This window comes from Streptococcus sanguinis, from assembly GCF_020729725.1.
GTDB lineage: Bacteria > Bacillota > Bacilli > Lactobacillales > Streptococcaceae > Streptococcus > Streptococcus sanguinis_V.
In genome coordinates this window covers 696,639-716,167 of sequence record NZ_JAJEPA010000012.1, presented here as the reverse complement: position 1 = coordinate 716,167, position 19,529 = coordinate 696,639, and the positions used below count along the sequence as shown (strand labels likewise).

General features: G+C 44.3%; 15 protein-coding genes. 5 read left to right on the top strand and 10 right to left on the bottom strand.

The features are described from left to right. Window positions 1–150: 150 nt before the first annotated feature. Window positions 151–537: a YwiB family protein gene (locus K4I03_RS08785; protein WP_227964752.1), complete on the bottom strand. Its 387-nt coding sequence runs from the start codon at window positions 535–537 to the stop codon at window positions 151–153. A gap of 115 nt (window positions 538–652) precedes the next feature. On the opposite strand from K4I03_RS08785, the gene K4I03_RS08780 reads away from it, so the two are divergent. Genes K4I03_RS08780 through K4I03_RS08765 form a run of 4 tightly spaced genes read left to right on the top strand, consistent with a single transcriptional unit; the run spans window position 653 to window position 5,229 of the window. Next, entirely contained in the window at window positions 653–1,954 is a 1,302-nt protein-coding gene (locus K4I03_RS08780) for an HD domain-containing protein (protein WP_227964751.1), read from the top strand. A gap of 1 nt (window position 1,955) precedes the next feature. Further along, a complete protein-coding gene (gene yidA, locus K4I03_RS08775) occupies window positions 1,956–2,765 on the top strand; it encodes a sugar-phosphatase (RefSeq protein WP_227964749.1) in 810 nt (269 codons plus the stop codon). Further along, complete coding sequence (locus tag K4I03_RS08770) at window positions 2,765–3,979, top strand: aminoacyltransferase (protein WP_227964747.1); 1,215 nt, start codon at window positions 2,765–2,767, stop codon at window positions 3,977–3,979. The genes yidA and K4I03_RS08770 overlap by 1 nt, the downstream gene beginning before the upstream one ends. A 14-nt stretch (window positions 3,980–3,993) precedes the next feature. Beyond that, on the top strand, window positions 3,994–5,229 hold the full coding sequence (locus tag K4I03_RS08765) for an aminoacyltransferase (protein ID WP_227964745.1): 1,236 nt from the start codon (window positions 3,994–3,996) through the stop codon (window positions 5,227–5,229). A 34-nt stretch (window positions 5,230–5,263) separates the two neighbouring features. Here the strand turns inward: K4I03_RS08765 and K4I03_RS08760 are convergent, their stop codons facing one another. From K4I03_RS08760 to pcrA, 7 genes are all read right to left on the bottom strand, one after another. Next, on the bottom strand, window positions 5,264–9,445 hold the full coding sequence (locus K4I03_RS08760) for a GBS Bsp-like repeat-containing protein (RefSeq protein WP_227964742.1): 4,182 nt from the start codon (window positions 9,443–9,445) through the stop codon (window positions 5,264–5,266). Window positions 9,446–9,509: 64 nt separating this feature from the next. Continuing rightward, window positions 9,510–10,268 (bottom strand): triose-phosphate isomerase, encoded by a 759-nt coding sequence (gene tpiA, locus K4I03_RS08755; protein WP_002900651.1) that lies wholly within the window; start codon window positions 10,266–10,268, stop codon window positions 9,510–9,512. Between the two features lie 280 nt (window positions 10,269–10,548). Then, the gene (gene rfbD / locus K4I03_RS08750) at window positions 10,549–11,403 is read right to left on the bottom strand and encodes a dTDP-4-dehydrorhamnose reductase (protein ID WP_061602709.1); all 855 of its coding nucleotides are present in this window, start codon (window positions 11,401–11,403) and stop codon (window positions 10,549–10,551) included. Between the two features lie 72 nt (window positions 11,404–11,475). Next, the gene (locus K4I03_RS08745) at window positions 11,476–12,402 is read right to left on the bottom strand and encodes a glycosyltransferase family 2 protein (protein ID WP_227964739.1); all 927 of its coding nucleotides are present in this window, start codon (window positions 12,400–12,402) and stop codon (window positions 11,476–11,478) included. Between the two features lie 98 nt (window positions 12,403–12,500). Continuing rightward, the gene (locus K4I03_RS08740) at window positions 12,501–13,781 is read right to left on the bottom strand and encodes an O-acetylhomoserine aminocarboxypropyltransferase/cysteine synthase family protein (protein WP_227964737.1); all 1,281 of its coding nucleotides are present in this window, start codon (window positions 13,779–13,781) and stop codon (window positions 12,501–12,503) included. A 98-nt stretch (window positions 13,782–13,879) separates the two neighbouring features. Continuing rightward, complete coding sequence (locus tag K4I03_RS08735; protein ID WP_227964735.1) at window positions 13,880–14,278, bottom strand: NUDIX hydrolase; 399 nt, start codon at window positions 14,276–14,278, stop codon at window positions 13,880–13,882. Continuing rightward, window positions 14,275–16,563, bottom strand: a complete 2,289-nt coding sequence (gene pcrA / locus K4I03_RS08730; protein ID WP_227964733.1) for a DNA helicase PcrA — start codon at window positions 16,561–16,563, stop codon at window positions 14,275–14,277. The genes K4I03_RS08735 and pcrA overlap by 4 nt, the downstream gene beginning before the upstream one ends. A 259-nt stretch (window positions 16,564–16,822) precedes the next feature. On the opposite strand from pcrA, the gene K4I03_RS08725 reads away from it, so the two are divergent. After that, window positions 16,823–18,019, top strand: a complete 1,197-nt coding sequence (locus K4I03_RS08725) for a cation diffusion facilitator family transporter (RefSeq protein ID WP_227964731.1) — start codon at window positions 16,823–16,825, stop codon at window positions 18,017–18,019. Window positions 18,020–18,051: 32 nt separating this feature from the next. On the opposite strand, the gene K4I03_RS08720 is transcribed toward K4I03_RS08725, so the two are convergent. Together K4I03_RS08720 and lepB are read right to left on the bottom strand one after the other, a co-directional pair. Then, window positions 18,052–18,789, bottom strand: a complete 738-nt coding sequence (locus K4I03_RS08720) for a hydrolase (protein ID WP_227964727.1) — start codon at window positions 18,787–18,789, stop codon at window positions 18,052–18,054. A 145-nt stretch (window positions 18,790–18,934) separates the two neighbouring features. After that, a complete protein-coding gene (gene lepB / locus K4I03_RS08715; RefSeq protein ID WP_227964725.1) occupies window positions 18,935–19,492 on the bottom strand; it encodes a signal peptidase I in 558 nt (185 codons plus the stop codon). Between the last annotated feature and the right edge of the window lie 37 nt (window positions 19,493–19,529).

The window sequence follows — 19,529 nt, the reverse complement described above, 5'->3', positions numbered from 1 at the left end:
ATACAAGGCCGGAAATTTCTTTCGTATTGACGACCTTGTAACGGTTATTCCGTTAGCTACTCCCTTGAGTTAGAAACTATTATACCAAATTTTCAAGCTTTTGCAAGGGGAAACATCATGATTTTCAAGAGTTTTCTTGGAGAATAGCAATTAACCCCAGCTAATCTCCATTTCATAGCTGGCAAAAATCTGCTCTCCATCAAAAGTTTTCAGCTGATAATGAAGTTGCAGAATTTGCTTGGTAAAATCAACCTTGTAGAAAGGAGTATCGGTCACAAACTGCTGCAAGCCCGCAGGTGTATGGATGCCAACCAGCGCCTGCCCTTGACTGATGAAGCGCATGATGGACTTAGGCTCAGAAAAGCGGGTCATAAGCAACTCTTTATCATGAAACTTCAGAACTACTTTCTCTCCTTCTTCATTCTTATATAGCAGATAATGATAGTCTCCTTTTTGCGTCCAGTCCGTATCGTAGACCTGATCGATGAGCTCGGTATGCCCGTCCAGCTGGATTTGATTTTTTATTCTGATTTGCATCTTCATCTCATTTCTGTTTTTCTTTCCCTATTTTATCAAAAAAAGGACAAAATTGCTCTTCTTTCAGTTATAGCTTTAATTTTTTTCCTACTATGATTTATGGTATAATGGTAGCATGATTGAAAAAGTATTTCGGGATCCGGTTCATAATTATGTTCATGTGGACCATCAGGTTATCTATGATTTAATCAATACCAAAGAATTTCAACGGCTGCGCCGCATCAAACAGCTGGGTACTTCCGGCTATACTTTCCACGGCGGGGAGCACAGCCGTTTTTCGCATTGTCTGGGAGCTTATGAGATTGCTCGGCGCATCACCAAGATTTTCAATGAAAAATACCAATCCAACTGGGACAGCCATGAAAGCCTACTGACCATGACAGCCGCTCTCCTGCATGACTTGGGACACGGAGCTTATTCACACACTTTCGAGCGCCTATTTGATACCAATCACGAGGACATTACGCGGCAAATCATCACCAGCCCTGAAACAGAGATTCATCAGGTACTGGTGCAGGTTTCGCCAGATTTCCCAGAAAAGGTGGCTAGTGTCATCAACCATACCTATCCCAATAAGCAGGTGGTCCAGCTGATTTCCAGCCAGATTGATGTGGACCGTATGGATTATCTCTTACGCGATTCCTTCTTTACTGGCGCTTCCTATGGGCAATTTGACTTAACTAGAATTTTACGAGTGATTTGTCCAGTAGAAAACGGCATAGCCTTCAAGCGCAATGGCATGCATGCGGTAGAAGACTATGTAGTCAGCCGCTACCAGATGTACATGCAGGTTTATTTCCACCCGGCCAGCCGAGCTATGGAGGTCTTACTGCAAAATCTGCTCAAGCGGGCCAAGTTTCTCTATCCGGCTCAGAAAGATTATTTTGCGCTGTCATCGCCCAATCTCATTCCATTCTTTGAAAACAGAGTGACACTGCAGGATTATCTGGCATTGGATGATGGTGTTATGAATACCTATTTCCAAGTTTGGATGGCTAGTCCAGACAAGATTTTATCTGACTTGGCTCAGCGTTTTATCAACCGCAAGGTCTTTAAGTCTATCGTCTTCTCTCAGGAAAACGAAGCGCATTTGGATATCATGCGAGACCTAGTTGGACAGGTTGGTTTTGACCCTGATTACTATACTGCTATCCATCGTAATTTTGATTTACCTTACGATTTCTACCGGCCTGACGTTGAAAAACCCCGGACTCAGATAGAAATTCTGCAAAAAGATGGTAGCTTAGCAGAACTGTCCAGCCTGTCTCCTATCGTTCATTCGCTAGCCGGGACCAGACAGGGTGATAATCGCTTTTACTTCCCTAAGGAAATGCTGGCTGAGACCGGACTTTTCAGCGAAAAAAACCAGACCTTTATGCACTATATCAAAAACGACCAATTTACCTACGGAGAATAAAATGTCTATCAAATTAGTTGCCGTTGACATTGACGGTACCCTCTTAAACAACCAAAAAGAAATCACTCCTGAAGTCTTCAGCGCTGTTCAGGATGCCAAGGCTGCTGGTGTAAAAATTGTCATTGCAACTGGCCGTCCTATTGCAGGCGTAAAAAAACTCCTCGAGGAGCTAGAGCTTAATCAGCCAGACAACTATGTCGTTACTTTCAACGGCGGACTGGTGCAGGATACTGTTACAGGTCAAGAATTAATCAAAGAAACACTGACCTATGACGACTATCTGGATATCGAACTGCTCGGGCGAAAATTAGGTGTTCACATGCATGCCATCACCAAGGACGGCATTTATACAGCCAATCGCAACATCGGCAAGTACACTGTTTACGAGTCCAATCTCGTCAGCATGCCAATCTTCTACCGCACACCTGAAGAAATGGCCAATAAAGAAATCGTCAAGTGCATGTATATTGATGAACCAGAAATTCTGGATGCGGCCATTGCTAAGCTGCCACCGGAATTAGCCGAAAAGTATACACTGGTTAAATCAGCTCCTTTCTATCTGGAAATTGTCAAAAAGATTGTCAATAAAGGGGCTGCTATCCTTCATCTGGCTGAAAAGCTTGGCTTAAGCAAGGAGCAGACTATGGCTATCGGTGATGAAGAAAACGACCGCGCCATGCTGGAAGCCGTTGGCTCTCCTGTTGTCATGGAAAATGGCAAGGAAGAACTCAAGAAAATCGCCAAATATATCACCAAATCAAACGACGAATCCGGCGTAGCACACGCTATTAGAGAGTGGGTTTTAAAATAATGTTTAGTTACAAAATTGGAATTTCAGCTCGGGAACACGACGATTTTGTCACGGCTCATCCGCAGGCCAATCTTCTGCAGAGCTCAGCCTGGGCTCAGATTAAGGATAACTGGGCCAATGAGCGCTTGGGCTTCTATAAAGACGACCACTTGGTTGCTGCAGCCAGTGTCCTGATTAAACCACTGCCCTTGGGGATGACCATGCTTTATATTCCGCGCGGTCCCATAATGGACTATGGTGACAAGGAGCTGCTGAACTTTGTTTTGGCGTCGCTCAAGAAATTTGCCAAGGAGAAAAAAGCGCTCTTTATCAAGTTTGACCCTAGCCTCTTTCTGGCAGAAAGCAAGATGGGTGCTGAATTGCAAGACAATACAGAGACTGTTGAGCTGATTCAAGATCTGCAGCAAGCTGGAGCTGTCTGGGTCGGACGGACTGAGTCTCTGGACGAAACCATCCAGCCTCGCTTGCAGGCCAATATCCATAAAGAAGATTTCAGCGAGGATCTGCTTTCTAAGAGTACTCGGCAGGCTATTCGCACAGCCCGTAACAAAGGCATCCAAATCCAATTTGGCGGAGCAGAATTACTGGATGACTTTTCAGCCTTGATGAAAAAGACAGAAAACAGAAAAAACATCCACCTACGCGGCAAAGACTATTACCAAAAACTCTTGGATACTTATCCTGAGCACTCCTATGTCACCTTGTCCACTATTGATCTAAAGGCACGATTGGAAGACTTGCAGGCTCAGCTGACTAAGACACTCAAGGAAGCAGAGAAATTTACCGAGAAAACCAAGCCTGGCAAGATTGAGAATAACCAGCAAGAACAGAAACGACTCCAAGAAGAGATTGACTTTCTGCAGGGCAAAATCAGCCAAGGTGCTACTGTCGTTCCCCTTTCTGGCACACTGGTCTTGGAATACGGCAAGACCTCTGAAAATATCTATGCCGGAATGGACGAGGAATACCGTCGTTACCAGCCAGCCATTATCACTTGGTATGAAACGGCCAAACATGCTTTTGAGCGCGGAGCAGATTGGCAAAATATGGGCGGAATCGAAAACGACCTAAAGGGCGGTCTCTACAGTTTTAAATCCAAGTTCAATCCGACCATTGAGGAATTTGCTGGTGAGTTCAACCTACCAACCAATCCTCTTTACCACCTCTCCAATCTGGCCTACACTCTCAGAAAGAAACTGCGCAGCAAGCATTAAAAGAAAGGAAGCCTATGACCTTTAAACTTCTCAACCAAGAAGAATTCATCCAGCATACCTCAGCTAGCTCCCAACGCTCTTTTATGCAGACCGTGGAAATGGCAGAGCTGCTGAGCAAGAGGGACTTCAGTACCCAGTATGTCGGCTACACCGACCCGCAGGGACAGGTCGTAGTGTCAGCTGTCCTCTACAGTATGCCTATGACTGGCGGCCTCCATATGGAAATCAACTGCGGCCCTGTCTCTACTGATGCTCAATACCTGACTCCTTTCTACCAAGCTTTGCAGGCTTACGCTAAAAAAGAAGGCGCTCTAGAGCTCATCATCAAGCCCTACGAGACTTATCAGACCTTTGACAGCAATGGCCAGCCCACACCTGATGAAAAAGTCGAGCTTATCCAGCAACTGACTGACTTAGGCTTTGCCTTTGACGGCCTACAGACAGGCTATCCAGGCGGGGAGCCTGATTGGCATTATGTCAAAGACTTAGCCGGTCTGACAGAGAAAGACTTGCTCAAATCCTTCAGTAAAAACGGCAAGGCGACCGTCAAAAAAGCTAACACCTTTGGTATTAAGCTAAAAAGGCTGGAACGTGACCAACTCAGCATTTTTAAAGACATCACAGCTGCCACTTCTGACCGGCGGGAATATGATGACAAGCCACTAGACTACTATCAAGATTTTTATGATAGCTTTGGTCAGCAGGCGGACTTTATGACTGCTAGTCTCAACTTCAAGGACTATCTTCAGAACTTACAAAAGGATCAAGAGAAACTGGGCCAAAAAATCCAGAAACTGCAGGCGGACTTGGAAAAGAATCCTCAATCTGAAAAGAAACAAAATCAGCTACGAGAGCTTTCCAGCCAGTTTGACAGCTTTGAAACCCGCAAAGCTGAAGCCCAAGAGCTGATTGACAAGTATGGCGACCAAGACCAAATTCTGGCTGCCAGCCTCTTTATCTACACCCCCCAGGAAGCAACCTATCTCTTCAGCGGCTCCTATCCTGAGTTTAACAAATTCTACGCCCCTGCCCTGCTGCAGGAATACGTTATGACTGAAAGCATCAAGAGAGGCATTCCATTTTATAATTTCCTCGGCATCATGGGAATTTTCGACGGTTCTGACGGTGTTCTGCGCTTCAAACAGAACTTCAACGGCTTCATCGTTCGAAAAATGGGAACTTTCCGCTACTACCCTAACCCTCTCAAGTTTAAGCTGCTTCAGCTCATAAAGAAAATTCTAAGACGTTAAAAAACCAAGGTTTCCCTTGGTTTTTTTTGTATGTTTATCTATAACGCGGTGTCGCAAAACCACGGATATTTCCATGACCGATGCGGTAAGTATTGCGTTTAACTACGTTATTGCTGTTGCCTTCAATCGTGTGAATGATGCCATTTTCAACTTTTTCGACAATACCGATATGATCAGCCCAGCCATCGTTTTGCTGGGTATCTTTGTCCCAGTTAAAGGTGATGATATCGCCTGCGCTAGGAGTCGAATTACCATCTTCATTCCAGATACCTAGTCTTTGGAAAATATGAATATGGCGCTCTACACCACACTCACGGCCGATAAGATCACTCAAGCCCTCTCTTTGGAAAATAACCGTCGTGAAAATGTCGCACCAGTCATCTGTGTTTTTCACAGCATAACCAACTGGCAGCGGTCTGACACTATTATAATCGTTGACCAAGCGCTGATGCTCAGCACTGCCTCCCCTGACACCTACCATAGCAGCTGCCGCCGCAAGAACACGGTCTCGCTGACTAGCTGCCTGAGGGCGGTTTACAGAGATAGAGGTCTTTTCTCCGCCAGCTCCTTGCAGCTGATTTTGATTATTTAAGTAATACAAGTGAACATTGTATTCGCCTGCATTATTCTTATGGTCACGCGCATATACATGCTTACGATAAGTGCCATCAGCCTGACGATCCGCTGTGTACCATTGGATATCATCTTGACCATTCGCTTCTGACCAAGTCGGCAGGTAAACTGTCTTGAGACCTTCTGGTGCCACAATGCCTGATACTACAATGTCAAACTCTCCAGTATCATTATTTTTATTTTGAATACTGATTTTACCCTGCGGCTTACTGATAGAAACGTTGGTCTTGATGCCGCCTGCTCCTACCAACCTGCCATCATTTTGCACATAGTAGAGATGGACATTATATTCGCCCTGAACGTTGTTATGGTCGCTCGCACGAACTCGCTTACGATAGGTACCATCCGGCTGACGCTCAGCGTTGTACCATTTGATATCATCCTGACCGTTGGCCTCTGACCAGGTTGGCAGGGAAACAGTCTTGAGACCGCCTGGCGATACAATATCTGAAACCACAATATCAAAATCGCCATTTTCGCTGTTACGATTTTGGATACTGATTTTGCCCTGTGGTTTAACTGCTGACACATTGGTTGTAGTACCGCCAACACCGACTAACTGCCCGTCGTTACGGACATAGTAAAGATGGATATGATACTTACCAACTGAGTCTTTATGTTTACTAGATTCAACAGTAACTTTATAGGTACCATTAGCCTGCTGAGTAGCTGTATACCAGATAATATCGTCTTGACCGTTAGCTTCAGACCAAACCGGAACACTGACAGCAGACACTTCATAAGGGGCAGAAACGTTTGAAATCACAACATCAAAACTGCCGTTGACATTATTCTTATTTTGAATACTGATGTTGCCCTTTGGCTTACCTAGAGAAACATTAGTTTTTATGCCACCAGCACCAACCAGATTGCCATCATTTTGCACATAGTAGAGATGAATATTGTACTCGCCCTCAACATTTTTGTGATCACTCACACGGACGCGCTTACGATAGGTACCATCCGGCTGACGTTCTGCGTTGTACCACTTGATATCATCTTGACCGTTGGCCTCTGACCAGGTTGGCAAGGAAACATTCTTAAGACCGCCTGGAGATACGATACCTGAAACTACAATATCAAAATCGCCGGTTTCGCTGTTGCGATTCTGGATGCTGATTTTGCCCTGCGGCTTGCTGATAGAAACGTTGGTCTTGATACCGCCTGCTCCCACTAACTTACCATCATTCTGCACATAGTAGAGATGCACATTATATTCGCCTTGGACATTGTTATGATCGCTCAGTCGAACTCGTTTCCGATAAGTACCGTCAGCCTGACGTTCTGCATTGTACCACTTGATATCATCTTGGCCATTGGCCTCTGACCAAGTTGGTAGGGAAACATTCTTGAGACCGCCTGGCGATACGATATCTGAAACCACAATATCAAAATCGCCAGTTTCGCTGTTGCGATTCTGAATACTGATTTTACCTTGAACTTTTGGTTTTTCTATAGAAATAGTCGTTTTAGTGCCATTTACACCTACCAAGCTGCCATCATTTTGCACATAGTAGAGATGCACATTGTACTCACCCTCAACATTTTTGTGATCGCTCAGACGGACACGCTTACGATAGGTGCCATCAGCTTGACGCTCAGCGTTGTACCACTTGATATCATCTTGGCCGTTAGCCTCAGACCAAGTTGGCAGGGAAACTTCCTTCAGACCGCCCGGAGATGAAATACCTGAAACCACAATATCAAAATCGCCGGTTTCTTTATTTCGATTTTGAATACTGATGGTGCCTTTAGGTTTTCCAAGAGAAACGGTCGTTTTAGTGCCGCTTACACCAACCAAGCGGCCGTCATTTTGGACATAATAGAGATGGACGTTGTACTCGCCCTGCACATTATTGTGGTCGCTTATGCGTACTCGCTTACGATAAGTGCCGTCAGCCTGACGTTCAGCAGTATACCATTTGATATCATCTTGACCATTAGCTTCTGACCAAGTTGGCAGAGAGACAGTCTTAAGACCTCCTGGAGATGAAATACCTGAAACAACAATATCGAAATCACCAGTTTCGCTGTTGCGATTCTGAATGCTGATTTTGCCCTGTGGCTTGATGACAGATACATTAGTCGTAGTACCGCCGACACCGACTAATTGGCCGTCGTTGCGGACATAGTAGAGATGGACATTGTACTTGCCAACTGAATCCTTATGTCTGCTAGAATCAACAGAAACTTTATAAGTACCATTGGCCTGCTGAGTCGCTGTGTACCAGATAATATCGTCTTGACCATTAGCTTCAGACCAAACCGGAACACTAACAACAGACACTCCATAAGGAGCAGAAACGTTTGAAATCACAACATCAAAGCTGCCGTTGACATTATTCTTATTCTGAATACTGATATTACCCTTTAAAGGCTGCTTAGCAAGAGCAGACTGCTGGGTAAATCTTCTGGAATAGTCAACGCTATGGTCAAATACATGTTTGCCAGCTAAAAGCTGAGCCTGAGCTGTAAACTGCCATGCTCCAGCGCCACTGTTGTATTTGAGAGATTTAGCTCCATCAAGATTTAAATTAGAAGACGGATACTGGGCCACCCAGAAGTTGCTATAGCCAAATTGCGATGTATTAACCGGTCCCTTGCTACGAAGATTATTTTGATCCAGCCAGCTGGCACTGGTATAATACATCAGGTTAGAATAACCCAGTCTGCGCATCTCATCCGCCCAAGCCTGGGTATGCTGGTTAATCCCATTTTGCATTTTGGGATCTTCCATATCATTGACCATGACTGTGTTTTTAGGCAGGCCTAGTCTATTAGCAAAGGCAGCGTAATAACGAGCTTCGGCTCTCGCTTCTTCATCACTGGTATAGTGTGAGAAGGCATAGGTAGATACTTGTAAACCAGCTCCCTGTGCATTTCTCACTTGAGACTCAGCAAATGGATTTGTGTAATGGGTTCCTTCAGTCAGTTTGACAACGACACCGCCAACCCCTTGCTGGGCTAATTTACGATAGTCGTCTACGCTGATATGGCCATTGTGGCTGCTGACATCTACAAAGGAAGTACCTTTAATCTCCGCTTGGGAATTCTCGCGGGCTGCCTGAGCCTTTGACCCCGCATTATAAAATACAGTTTTTCCAGCATTACTAGCTTTTGGTGCTGATGCTACTGCAGGACTGGCCTTGGGTTCTGAAGCAGTGGCAGAATCTGCAACAGAAGAGCTTGCTTTTGCTGACTGATCAGCTGCAGTTTCGTTCTGATTAGAAGCATTTGCATCTGGCTGACTTTGCCCTTCTGGCTTAGCAGGGGCCACCTGAGTTTCTACAGGAACTGATTGAGCTGCTCCTCCAGACTCAACAGCTGTTCCTGTAGCGTTCGTTGCTTCCTCCTCTTGCTTAACAGCTTGAACTGACTGTTCTGCAGATGATACTGCTACAGTCGGCTGATTAGACGTTTGTGATGCGGCCGCATTCACTGTCTGATTCTGGGAACTAACAGACCTTTCTGTTTTTAAAACTTCTGACTCAGCGATAGTATGTTCCTCGGCTTTTGCAACATTGGCAGTCGCTGCCAACAAAATAGCCGTACTCGCTAAATAAACTAATTCTTTCGATTTCAACTTTTCTCTCCAACTTTTAAAAAACTTGTCACCTTTGGGAGGACAAGTCTTTTTTCAACATTTTTTATTTTACAAAATCAAGCAATGCCAAGAAGCTTTCAGCTTCAAGTGATGCACCACCAACAAGAGCACCGTCAACATCTGGACAAGCCATGTAAGACGCAACATTTTCAGGTTTTACAGAACCGCCGTACTGAACGCGAACCTTGTCCGCTACTTCTTGACCAAAGTCAGCTGCTACAACGTCACGAACTGCTTTACACATCTTTTGAGCGTCGTCTTGAGTTGCTGACTTACCAGTACCGATAGCCCAGATTGGCTCATAAGCGATAACCAATGATGCAACTTGCTCAGCTGTCAAGTCTTTCAAAGCAGCTGATACTTGAGCACCAACGAAATCTACAGCTTTACCAGCTTCGTAAGTTTCAAGCGACTCACCACAGCAGATGATTGGCACCAAACCATTACGGAAGATAGCGTGCGCTTTTTTATTGATGTCTTGGTCTGTTTCATGGAAATAATCGCGGCGTTCTGAGTGACCGATAACAATGTAGTCAACTCCAACTTCTGCAAGAACTTTAGGGCTGTTTTCACCAGTGAAGGCACCTGCATCTTCAAAGTAAGCGTTTTGCGCTGCAACCTTAAGATTGCTTCCTTTAGCTGCTGCCAAAACAGTCGTCAAATCAAGTGCTGGAGCAGCGATACCAGCTTCTACCAAATCTGAAGAAGGTAGCTTAGCAGCAACCGCTTCAACAAAAGCCTTTGCTTCTTCAGGATTTTTGTTCATTTTCCAGTTACCAGCAATAAATGGTTTACGTGACATATTCACACACCTCTTCTATTTTATTTATAGTAACATTGTAACACAGTTGAATGAAATAATAAAGGTTATCCACAGAATTTCATCAAATTGAAACATCTTTATTTTAAGGGGATAACATCTGTGGAAAATTCTTCTCATTATCATTTCCCACCCGCATCTTCAAGCCAGCTCTTTCTCCACCAGAGCACGCACCTGAAACCACTTCCCCAACTAGCTAGAAGAAAAAAACAGAACCTAGTCTGAGACTAAGTTCTGTCGCTGTTATTAACTTCAAAGAAAATCACTGTTTCTTCTCTTGCTTGTAAAACTCTTTTAAGGCATCCTGCCAAGTCGGAATGATAAAGCCTGTAGCCTTGGCCTTGGTCAGGCTCATAGTTGAGTTGAAAGGTCGCTTAGCCTTAGCCGGGAATTTGCTGGAATCAACAGGCTGGACTTCCACATCTGTATCTTTGAGAATTTCCACTGCAAAGTCATACCAAGTGGTGTCCTCAGCCGCATCATTAGACAGATGGTAATAACCAAATTCCTTTTGGTTTTCAGCTAGATGAGTCATAAACTCAGCCAGCGTACGAGTCCAAGTCGGACGGCCATGCTGGTCATTAACTACAGTCAGAGTTTTGTGTGTCTTAGCAAGATTTTGCATGGTAAAGACAAAGTTTTTACCGTAGTTACCAAAGACCCAGGCAGTACGGATAATGTAGAAACGGCTAGAATATTTCTCAACCAGCTCCTCGCCCATACGCTTGGTACGACCATACTCAGTCTGCGGATCCGGCCGATCATCTACTTCCCACTCCTCACCGACAGGCTTTTGTCCGTCAAAGACATAGTCTGTTGAGATGTAGACCAAGGTCGCTCCGTGTGCTTCTGCTGCTTTTGCAACATTTTCGGTCCCGGTCACATTGATGGCATAGTCCAGCTCTTTTCCTTCGTCCTCAGCCGCATCAACTGCAGTATAAGCTGCGCAGTGATAGACCAAGCTTGGCTTGACTTCCGCAAAGACCTTGTCCACCATTTGGGCATTGGTAATATCCATTTCTGCCACATCAACAGCCACATACTCCTCATTGCGCTCATCCAAAAGATAGCGAAGCTCTGTACCCAGCTGTCCATTCGCACCTGTAATTAAAATCATTTGTCTTTCCTTTCACATCATAAACATTCAATGAGTTTATTATAACAAAAAAAGCAGAAAAAATCTGCTATATTACTTACTCTTCTCTTTAATCACATAGATTGGGCGATTCTTAGTTTCCATGAAGATTTTGCCAATGTATTTACCCAGTATACCGATGGTCAGCAGCTGGAAGCCTCCGATAAGGAGAATGACAGTCATAAGGGACGGCCAACCCGATGTCGGGTCACCAAAAACCAAGGTGCGAATAATAATCACTGCCATCAGGATAAAGGCTAAAATCCAAGACAGGATACCTCCTAAAAAGGCGATGTTGAGCGGCGCATCAGAGAAATTGACGATGCCTTCTAAAGAATAATTAAATAGAGACCAGAAATTCCAAGAGGTCTTGCCAGCCACTCGTTCGACATTTTTGTATTCCAAGTACTCGGTATTGAAGCCCACCCAGGCAAAAATTCCCTTGGAGAAGCGATTGTACTCTGAAACTTCCAGAATAGCTTCTACCATCTGGCGGCGCATCAGTCGGAAGTCACGCGCACCATCTACCATCTCTACCTGACTAATTTTGTTAATCAGCTTATAAAACAAATTGGCAAAAAAGCTTCGGATTGGCGGCTCGCCCTCTCGAGTAGTGCGACGGGTTCCTACACAGTCCAGCTCAGGATTCGAGTCCAGCAAAGCCTTCATCTCAATCAGGAGCTCGGGCGGATCCTGCAAGTCCACATCCATAACCGTCACAAATTCCCCACTCGCCTCTTGCAAACCAGCATATAGGGCTGCTTCTTTTCCGAAATTACGAGAAAAGGACAGATAGTGTACATTTGGACAGCGACTGCTAAGCTCTCGCAAAACAGCCAAGGTTTGGTCTGTCGATCCGTCATTGACAAAAATATATTCGAACTGGTCACGGATTTGATATTTCACCGCTTCCATGGCTTCATGAAACAGAGGAATAGACTCTTCTTCATTGAAGCACGGAACAATCACTGAAATTGTCATTTTGATTACCTGCTATTTTTTAATATCTCTCATTATAACAAAAAACTAGGCGAAAACCTAGTTTTAATCTTATTTGCTCTGTCTAGAGGCCCTGAAAATTAGATAGATTCCAAGGCGATTCTCAAATCCTCTATCAAGTCTTCCACATTTTCCAGACCGATAGAGAGACGGATTTGATTTGGTGTAATGCCTGCTGCCAGCTGAGCCTCTGACGACATCTGACCGTGAGTTGTTGTAGCTGGATGGACGACCAGCGACTTAGCATCTGCTACATTGGCCAAGTCAGAGAAAATCTCTAGGTTGTCAATAACCTTACGAGCTTCTTTCTCTCCGCCTTTGACATTAAATGTGAAGATAGAGCCCACGCCTTTAGGGAAATATTTTTCTGCCAAAGCATGATATGGACTCTCAGCAAGCTTGGGATAATTGACCTGCTCGACCTTAGGATGCACTGCTAAGAATTCCACAATCTTCTCAGCATTGGACACATGGCGCTCTACACGCAAAGAGAGAGTTTCCAGTCCCTGTAGGAAGAGAAAGGCATTGAAGGGAGACATAGCTGCGCCCGTATCACGCAAGAGCTGGGTCCGGACAGCGGTAACAAAGGCTGCCGCTCCGACATCGCGCGTATAACTGATATCATGATAGCTCGGGTCCGGATCAACAAACTGCGGAAACTTGCCAGAAGCTCCCCAGTCGAAACGACCGCTGTCCACAATCACACCACCGATGCTGGTTCCATGACCGCCGATAAACTTGGTCGCAGAATGTACTACGATGTCCACTCCATGAGAAAAAACATTGATCAGATAAGGTGTTGCAAAGGTATTGTCGGAAATCAGCGGAATTTTATGAGCATGAACCAGCTCTGCCAAAGCATCAAAGTCAGGAATATTAATCAGTGGATTACCCAAGCTTTCAATCAGAACCAGCTTGGTATTGTCCTGAATAGCCGCTTCTACTTCAGCCAGATTTTCAATATCCACAAAAGTCGTGCTAATGCCATAGCGAGGCAGGGTTTCCTTGAGCAGATTAAAGGTGCCACCGTAGATGGTAGAGGCTGCTACTACATGGTCGCCAGCATGCGCCAAGGCTAGAACAGTATAGGTAAGGGCTGCCATACCAGAAGCTGTCGCTAGAGCTCCAACTCCACCCTCCAAAGCCGCAATCCGCTCTTCAAAAGCAGACAGAGTCGGATTGGTAATCCGAGTGTAGATATTGCCCGGCTTGCGTAGGGCAAAAAGATCTTCTCCCTCCTGAGTATCGTCAAACACATAGGAAGTTGTCTGGTAAATAGGCAGAGCCCGCGACTTGGTTGTCGGGTCTACTGTCTGTCCGGCATGAAGCTGCAGGGTTTCAAATTTAAATTCACGTGTCATAAGGTCACCTCACTATAGTTATGTGATAAGTCTACCACTAAACTCCCCGCTTGACTAATAGAATTTCCTTATCAAAAGAAATAAAGAGAAGCTATATCTTATAGCTTCTCAGATATAATCTCAAAAGTCGCCTGATTGCTGGGCCAGTACAACTGCGACGAAACTTTGTCTAAAGCTACCCACTGAGCTCCCACATGCTCATCAGAAACCTGGATGTCCTTCTGCTCTGTCAGAACTAGAAAGAGATCTTTGTGGATGGTCAGATTTTCATCAATCTTTACCATAAAATCTCCAAGACTAGTCAGATTTGAATAAGCTAAGAGCAAGCCGGTCTCTTCTTTTATTTCACGAAGACAAGCCTCTTCTGGGCTCTCGCCACTCTCAATCCCACCAGTAATGGGCTGCCAAAAGGAAACTTTCTCATTCTCCACTTTCAAGAGCAAGATTTCCCTATCCTCTGGATGATAGATCCAGGCTTCAATCGACTGTTTCATCATGATTTTTTCTCAATCGGTGCTATGCTGGCTAGCACTTTCTTCAGACCCACTTCTGGGAAATTAATCTTAAGCTCTTGATTATTTCCACTGCCAGAGACTGCCAGAACTGTCCCATCGCCCCATTTCTTATGGTGGGCAATATCTCCGATAGCCCAAGCAACTTCTGGCTTAGATGGCTGGCTCTGACTGCTCTTTCCAAAAGGCAGACTGCCTGTAGAAATCGAACTTGGTGCCGCCTGACGCTTCCGCTCTTGTAGAGCCTGTGCTAGACTCATGCCTTGACCGAATTGACTGGTATCACTATTGGTATAACTGACCTTAAAGGAGCTATTTGCCGGTCGAGCCAGGCCTTGATAGTCTAGCAAGTCTGAGCTGATTTCTCTCAAGAAACGAGTAGGGTGATTATAGTTGGTTTTACCATAAAGCATACGGGAATTGGCATTGGTCAGATAAAGGATCTTCTCTGCTCGGGTGATGCCAACGTAAGCTAGACGCCGTTCCTCTTCCAACTCATCCTCATCTTCAGACGCCCGACTTAGAGGGAAGACATTTTCCTCCATACCAACCAGAAAGACGACCGGAAATTCCAATCCCTTGGCTGCGTGGAGGGTCATTAGAGTCACTTCGGAACTCTCCGTATCCCCATCATCTGTGTCTGCGATCAAGGCTAAGTCATTGAGAAAACGGCTGAGCTTATCAAGACCAGACTCATCAGTAGGATTGTCTGGACTTTCGTCAAAATTCTTGGTTACAGACAGGAATTCTTCAATATTTTCAATCCGAGCTTGGCTCTCCAAGGTTGCCTGCGCAGCTAAGGCCGCAGCATAACCTGTCTTTTCCAGTACGGCTTCTACCAACTCCGTCACTGTAAAGTCGTCCAAGCGCTCCCTCAAATCCAGAAGCATATTAGCAAAATCATAGACCGCCTGAGCCGCCTTGCCCTTGACTGGAGACAGCAGGATATTGGCCGACGCATCTAGCAAGGAGATTTCCTGACTGGACGCAAAATCCCGAATTTTCTCCACCGTTCCTGGTCCGACACCACGCTTAGGCTCATTGACCACGCGCTCATAGCTGATATTATCGCTAGGATTGGCGATGAGATTGAGATAAGAAATAACATCGCGGATTTCCTTGCGGCTGTAGAACTTGGTGCCACCGACCATAGTATAGGGAATATTGGACTTTAGCAGGGCTTCCTCCACTGTCCGTGACTGGGCATTAGTCCGGTAAAGAACTGCAAAATCCTTATGACTGTATCCTTCTCGGCTCAGCTGATCAATAGTTCGGGCGACAAAAAGAGCTTCATCCTGCTCGTCATTAGCCCGATAGTAGACAATTTCCTCACCGTCTTCGTTTTGAGTCCAGAGATTTTTAGGACGGCGGTTGCGGTTGTTTCGGATGACTTCATTAGCTGCCTGAAGAATGGTCTTGGTGGAACGATAGTTTTCCTCTAGCAGAACTACCTTAGCTTCTGGATAATCCTTTTCAAAGTCCAGGATATTCTGCATATCGGCTCCCCGCCAGCCATAGATAGACTGGTCAGCATCTCCGACTACGCAAATATTCTTAAAGCGGGAAGCCAAGAGCTTGACCAGCTGATACTGAGCATGATTGGTATCCTGATACTCGTCCACATGGATGTACTGGTAGCGTTGCTGGTAGTAGGTCAAAACGTCAGGATTTTGATCAAAGAGTCGCAGGGTCAGCATGATTAAGTCGTCAAAGTCCATAGCCTCAGACTGGCGCAATTCCTTTTGATAGGCCGTGTAGCACTTAGCTACAATCTCTGTATACATATCACCAGCTAGATTTGCATAGGCTACCTCATCAATCAGGTCGTTCTTAGCATTGGAAATAGTTCCCAGAATGGCACGCTCATTCCACTTTTTAGGGTCCAGATTGAGATTTTTGAGAATTCGCTTCATCAGAGTCCGCTGTTCGCCAGGATCAACGATCGTAAAGTTGCGGTTGTAGCCAATATGATCTGCTTCTCGTTTCAGAATACGCACACACATGGAGTGGAAGGTAGCGATTAAGCAATCTTGAGCTTCCGTTTTAAGTTTTTCAGCCCTTTCTCTCATCTCCCGCGCCGCCTTATTGGTAAAGGTAATGGCAAGGATATTCCAAGGATTGACCATTTTTTCATCAATCAAATAGGCAATACGGTGGGTCAGGACACGGGTCTTACCCGAACCAGCTCCCGCCATAATCAGCAAAGGCCCTTCTGTTGTTTGAACCGCCTCAGCCTGACGGTCATTCATACCGTTTAATAAAGGATGCATTTTTCTTCCTCTTTCAAAGTCAATGCTACTATTATAACAAAAATCCTGATGAAGCTAAACCAGAAAGAAGAGGAATTTCTGATTTTAAATTGGATTTTCGCCAAGCCATTTAAGGCACCCCAAGCCCAACTCAAATTGAAAATCAATCCTATTTTTGCTATAATATGCCCATATGAGACTTAGAGCAACTGTTCAGAGATGACATTTTTTCGCAAGTCTCTTTTCCATTCTGCTGCCCCGCATAGAAAGAAAGGCTGTCATGAAAAATCCTAGTAACAATCTGAAGCTAGCGGAGAGAGGAGCCATCCTTTCCATCGCTACCTATCTGATTCTCTCCGCGGTCAAGATTATCGCAGGCTCGACCCTCCAGTCCTCCAGTCTGACGGCCGACGGCTTTAACAACGTCTCTGATATCGTGGCTAATATCGCTGTTTTAATTGGCCTTCGTATGGCCAGAAAACCAGCCGACCGTGACCATCGCTTTGGCCACTGGAAGATAGAAGATCTGGCCAGTCTCATCACATCTTTTATCATGTTTTTCGTTGGATTTGATGTCCTGATTGAGACCATTCAGAAAATAATCTCCAACCAAGAAACCAAGCTTGACCCTATTGGTGCTGTGGTCGGAATCCTCTCGGCTATCATTATGTTGGGTGTTTATTTTTACAATAAAACACTGGCTAAAAAAGCTCACTCTAAGGCTCTGGATGCTGCAGCCAAGGATAACTTGTCAGACGCTGTGACTTCAATCGGCACTTCAGTTGCTATCATTGCCAGCGCCTTTAACTTTCCAATCGTTGATAAGCTGGCAGCCATTATCATTACCTTCTTCATCCTCAAGACAGCCTATGATATCTTTATGGAATCTTCCTTCAGCCTGTCCGACGGATTTGATGAAAGCCTGCTCCAAGACTATAAGCAAGCTATCCTGGAAATTCCTAAAATCACTCAGGTCAAGTCACAGCGCGGCCGGACCTATGGCAGTAATATCTATCTGGATATTATCTTGGAAATGAACCCAGATTTATCTGTTTTTGAAAGCCATGAGATTGCGGACCAAGTTGAGGATATGCTTATGGAGCGCTTCGGAGTTTTTGATATTGACATTCATATTGAGCCTGCTCCCATTCCCGAAGATGAGAGATTGGAAAATCTTTACCCAAACCTGCTCATGCGTGAGAAGCTCGTGGAGCAAGGCAGCCAACTGGATACGCTTCTATCCGCTGAATTTCTCTATATTTCCCAAGATGGCCGACAGCTAAACAAGGCTGAGTTTCAGGCAGAAAGAGCCTCAAAAACACCTATCAAAAACTTTAAACTCCTCTCTGTCAGCCAGAAAACCAAGCTCATCCGCTATGAAATGGACGGTGTCATCCATACCAGCCTTTGGCGCCGCCACGAAGTATGGCAAAACATCTTTCACCAAGAGACACGAAAAAACCAGTCTGATGATTAAGTCAGTCTGGCTTTTTCTTTGTAACACATCCTTCATTTCCCCGTATAATAAATAACAGTAATGCTATCTAGACTTTGCAAATTTGTTGGATTCTCTTTAGCTTTCAGGCCGTCTTTTTCAGGATTGTCAGACAAATAATAGTTGTGATAGCTATCATCTAGGTCGGTATAAATCTTTATCTTATCATTAACAAGTAAAGCAGCATATCTTGCCTGTCCAAAAGGCTTTCTTGAAATCTTTGTAAATTCAATTTTTTCAACATTTTCATAGTGATTCAGTAAAAATAAAGCCAGCCCCTCTTCCTGATTGCGTACCTTTACTTTTTCCTCTGTCGTCAGCCAAGCATTTTCTCCAGAGTAAATAACATCCGTCTCACCCGTATCTTTAAAATTTGTGACCTTCTCTTTCTTTTTCAGACGAAAAGTCAATTCTGTCGAATCAGTGTGAGAACTATCATTTATATTATAGTTTTCATCTTTTGAGTCCAAAGAAACATGTGGGATATAACTGGTGTCATTTACTATGAGACTAACGGAATCCCCTTTCCATAAATTTCCCTTGGAAAATTCATCAAATTCAATTTTTTGAATATCTTCATAATGATTAATGATATAAAGTGCAAGCTTTTGCTCTTTCTTATGAAGCTCAGTCATTTCTGTATCTGACATCCATATTTTTTCACCATCTCTATTTATTATGCTGCTACATGCAGTCAGAAAAATCAGTGCAAGTATAGCCAAAAATAATAATTTTTTCTTTCTTGACTTCAAGAGCAGTCTCCTTTAACAGTCTTTTGATATTAGTATACCACATCAGAACAAGTATCTTTATGTTTACTTGTAACTTTAAAGTTGATTTTCAAAGAAATATTAAAAACCAAGGCTTGCCCTGCCTTGGTTGAAAATAGACTTCAATTTATTTATTCTTAATAAAACCAAATTCATTAAGCGGTGAGAGCCGGAACTCCACCACTCCCTTGATTTGACTGGCTTTGATGAGCCCAAATTCTCGGCTATCCTTGGTATTTTCACGTCGGTCGTTAAGGATCAGATAAGAATCTTTAGTAATTTTATCAGACTTTGAGTCTTTTAAATCCATAACAGAGAAATCATGAGTATAATAACCTGAACTTCCTGCTGAAGCTAGATATTTCTCGCGCATTTTCTCAATGTATTCTTCCGACATGACCTGACCGTTCAGGTAAAGAAGATCATCCATATAGGTTACCTGATCCTTTTCCTGGGCAATGACCCGGCCGACATAGTCTTTGCCGTCCACTTCATAGAGGACAAAATCCCCACGCTTGATGTCTTGCTTTCTCGTCGCCAAGACCAAGTCATTCTTTGCCAAATAAGCATTGCTGTCTTGCTCAGTCACCCGATAAGGCGTATAAATAAAAACTCTCAGCCCTATAATGATCGCTGCTAGAACTGAAAAAATAATGACATTTCTTAATAAATCTCTCTTTAACATCTGTCTCTCCCATCTCTTTTATACCATTATATCATTT

Bases quoted from the DNA above. Each gene is read 5' to 3' on its own strand.
- K4I03_RS08735 (WP_227964735.1), bottom strand. From the start codon at position 14,278: ATGATGAAACAGTCGATTGAAGCCTGGATCTATCATCCAGAGGATAGG.
- lepB (WP_227964725.1), bottom strand. From the start codon at position 19,492: ATGTTAAAGAGAGATTTATTAAGAAATGTCATTATTTTTTCAGTTCTA.
- K4I03_RS08770 (WP_227964747.1), top strand. From the start codon at position 2,765: ATGTTTAGTTACAAAATTGGAATTTCAGCTCGGGAACACGACGATTTT.
- yidA (WP_227964749.1), top strand. From the start codon at position 1,956: ATGTCTATCAAATTAGTTGCCGTTGACATTGACGGTACCCTCTTAAAC.
- K4I03_RS08765 (WP_227964745.1), top strand. From the start codon at position 3,994: ATGACCTTTAAACTTCTCAACCAAGAAGAATTCATCCAGCATACCTCA.
- rfbD (WP_061602709.1), bottom strand. From the start codon at position 11,403: ATGATTTTAATTACAGGTGCGAATGGACAGCTGGGTACAGAGCTTCGC.
- K4I03_RS08785 (WP_227964752.1), bottom strand. From the start codon at position 537: ATGCAAATCAGAATAAAAAATCAAATCCAGCTGGACGGGCATACCGAG.
- K4I03_RS08740 (WP_227964737.1), bottom strand. From the start codon at position 13,781: ATGACACGTGAATTTAAATTTGAAACCCTGCAGCTTCATGCCGGACAG.
- K4I03_RS08745 (WP_227964739.1), bottom strand. From the start codon at position 12,402: ATGACAATTTCAGTGATTGTTCCGTGCTTCAATGAAGAAGAGTCTATT.
- pcrA (WP_227964733.1), bottom strand. From the start codon at position 16,563: ATGCATCCTTTATTAAACGGTATGAATGACCGTCAGGCTGAGGCGGTT.
- K4I03_RS08725 (WP_227964731.1), top strand. From the start codon at position 16,823: ATGAAAAATCCTAGTAACAATCTGAAGCTAGCGGAGAGAGGAGCCATC.
- tpiA (WP_002900651.1), bottom strand. From the start codon at position 10,268: ATGTCACGTAAACCATTTATTGCTGGTAACTGGAAAATGAACAAAAAT.
- K4I03_RS08780 (WP_227964751.1), top strand. From the start codon at position 653: ATGATTGAAAAAGTATTTCGGGATCCGGTTCATAATTATGTTCATGTG.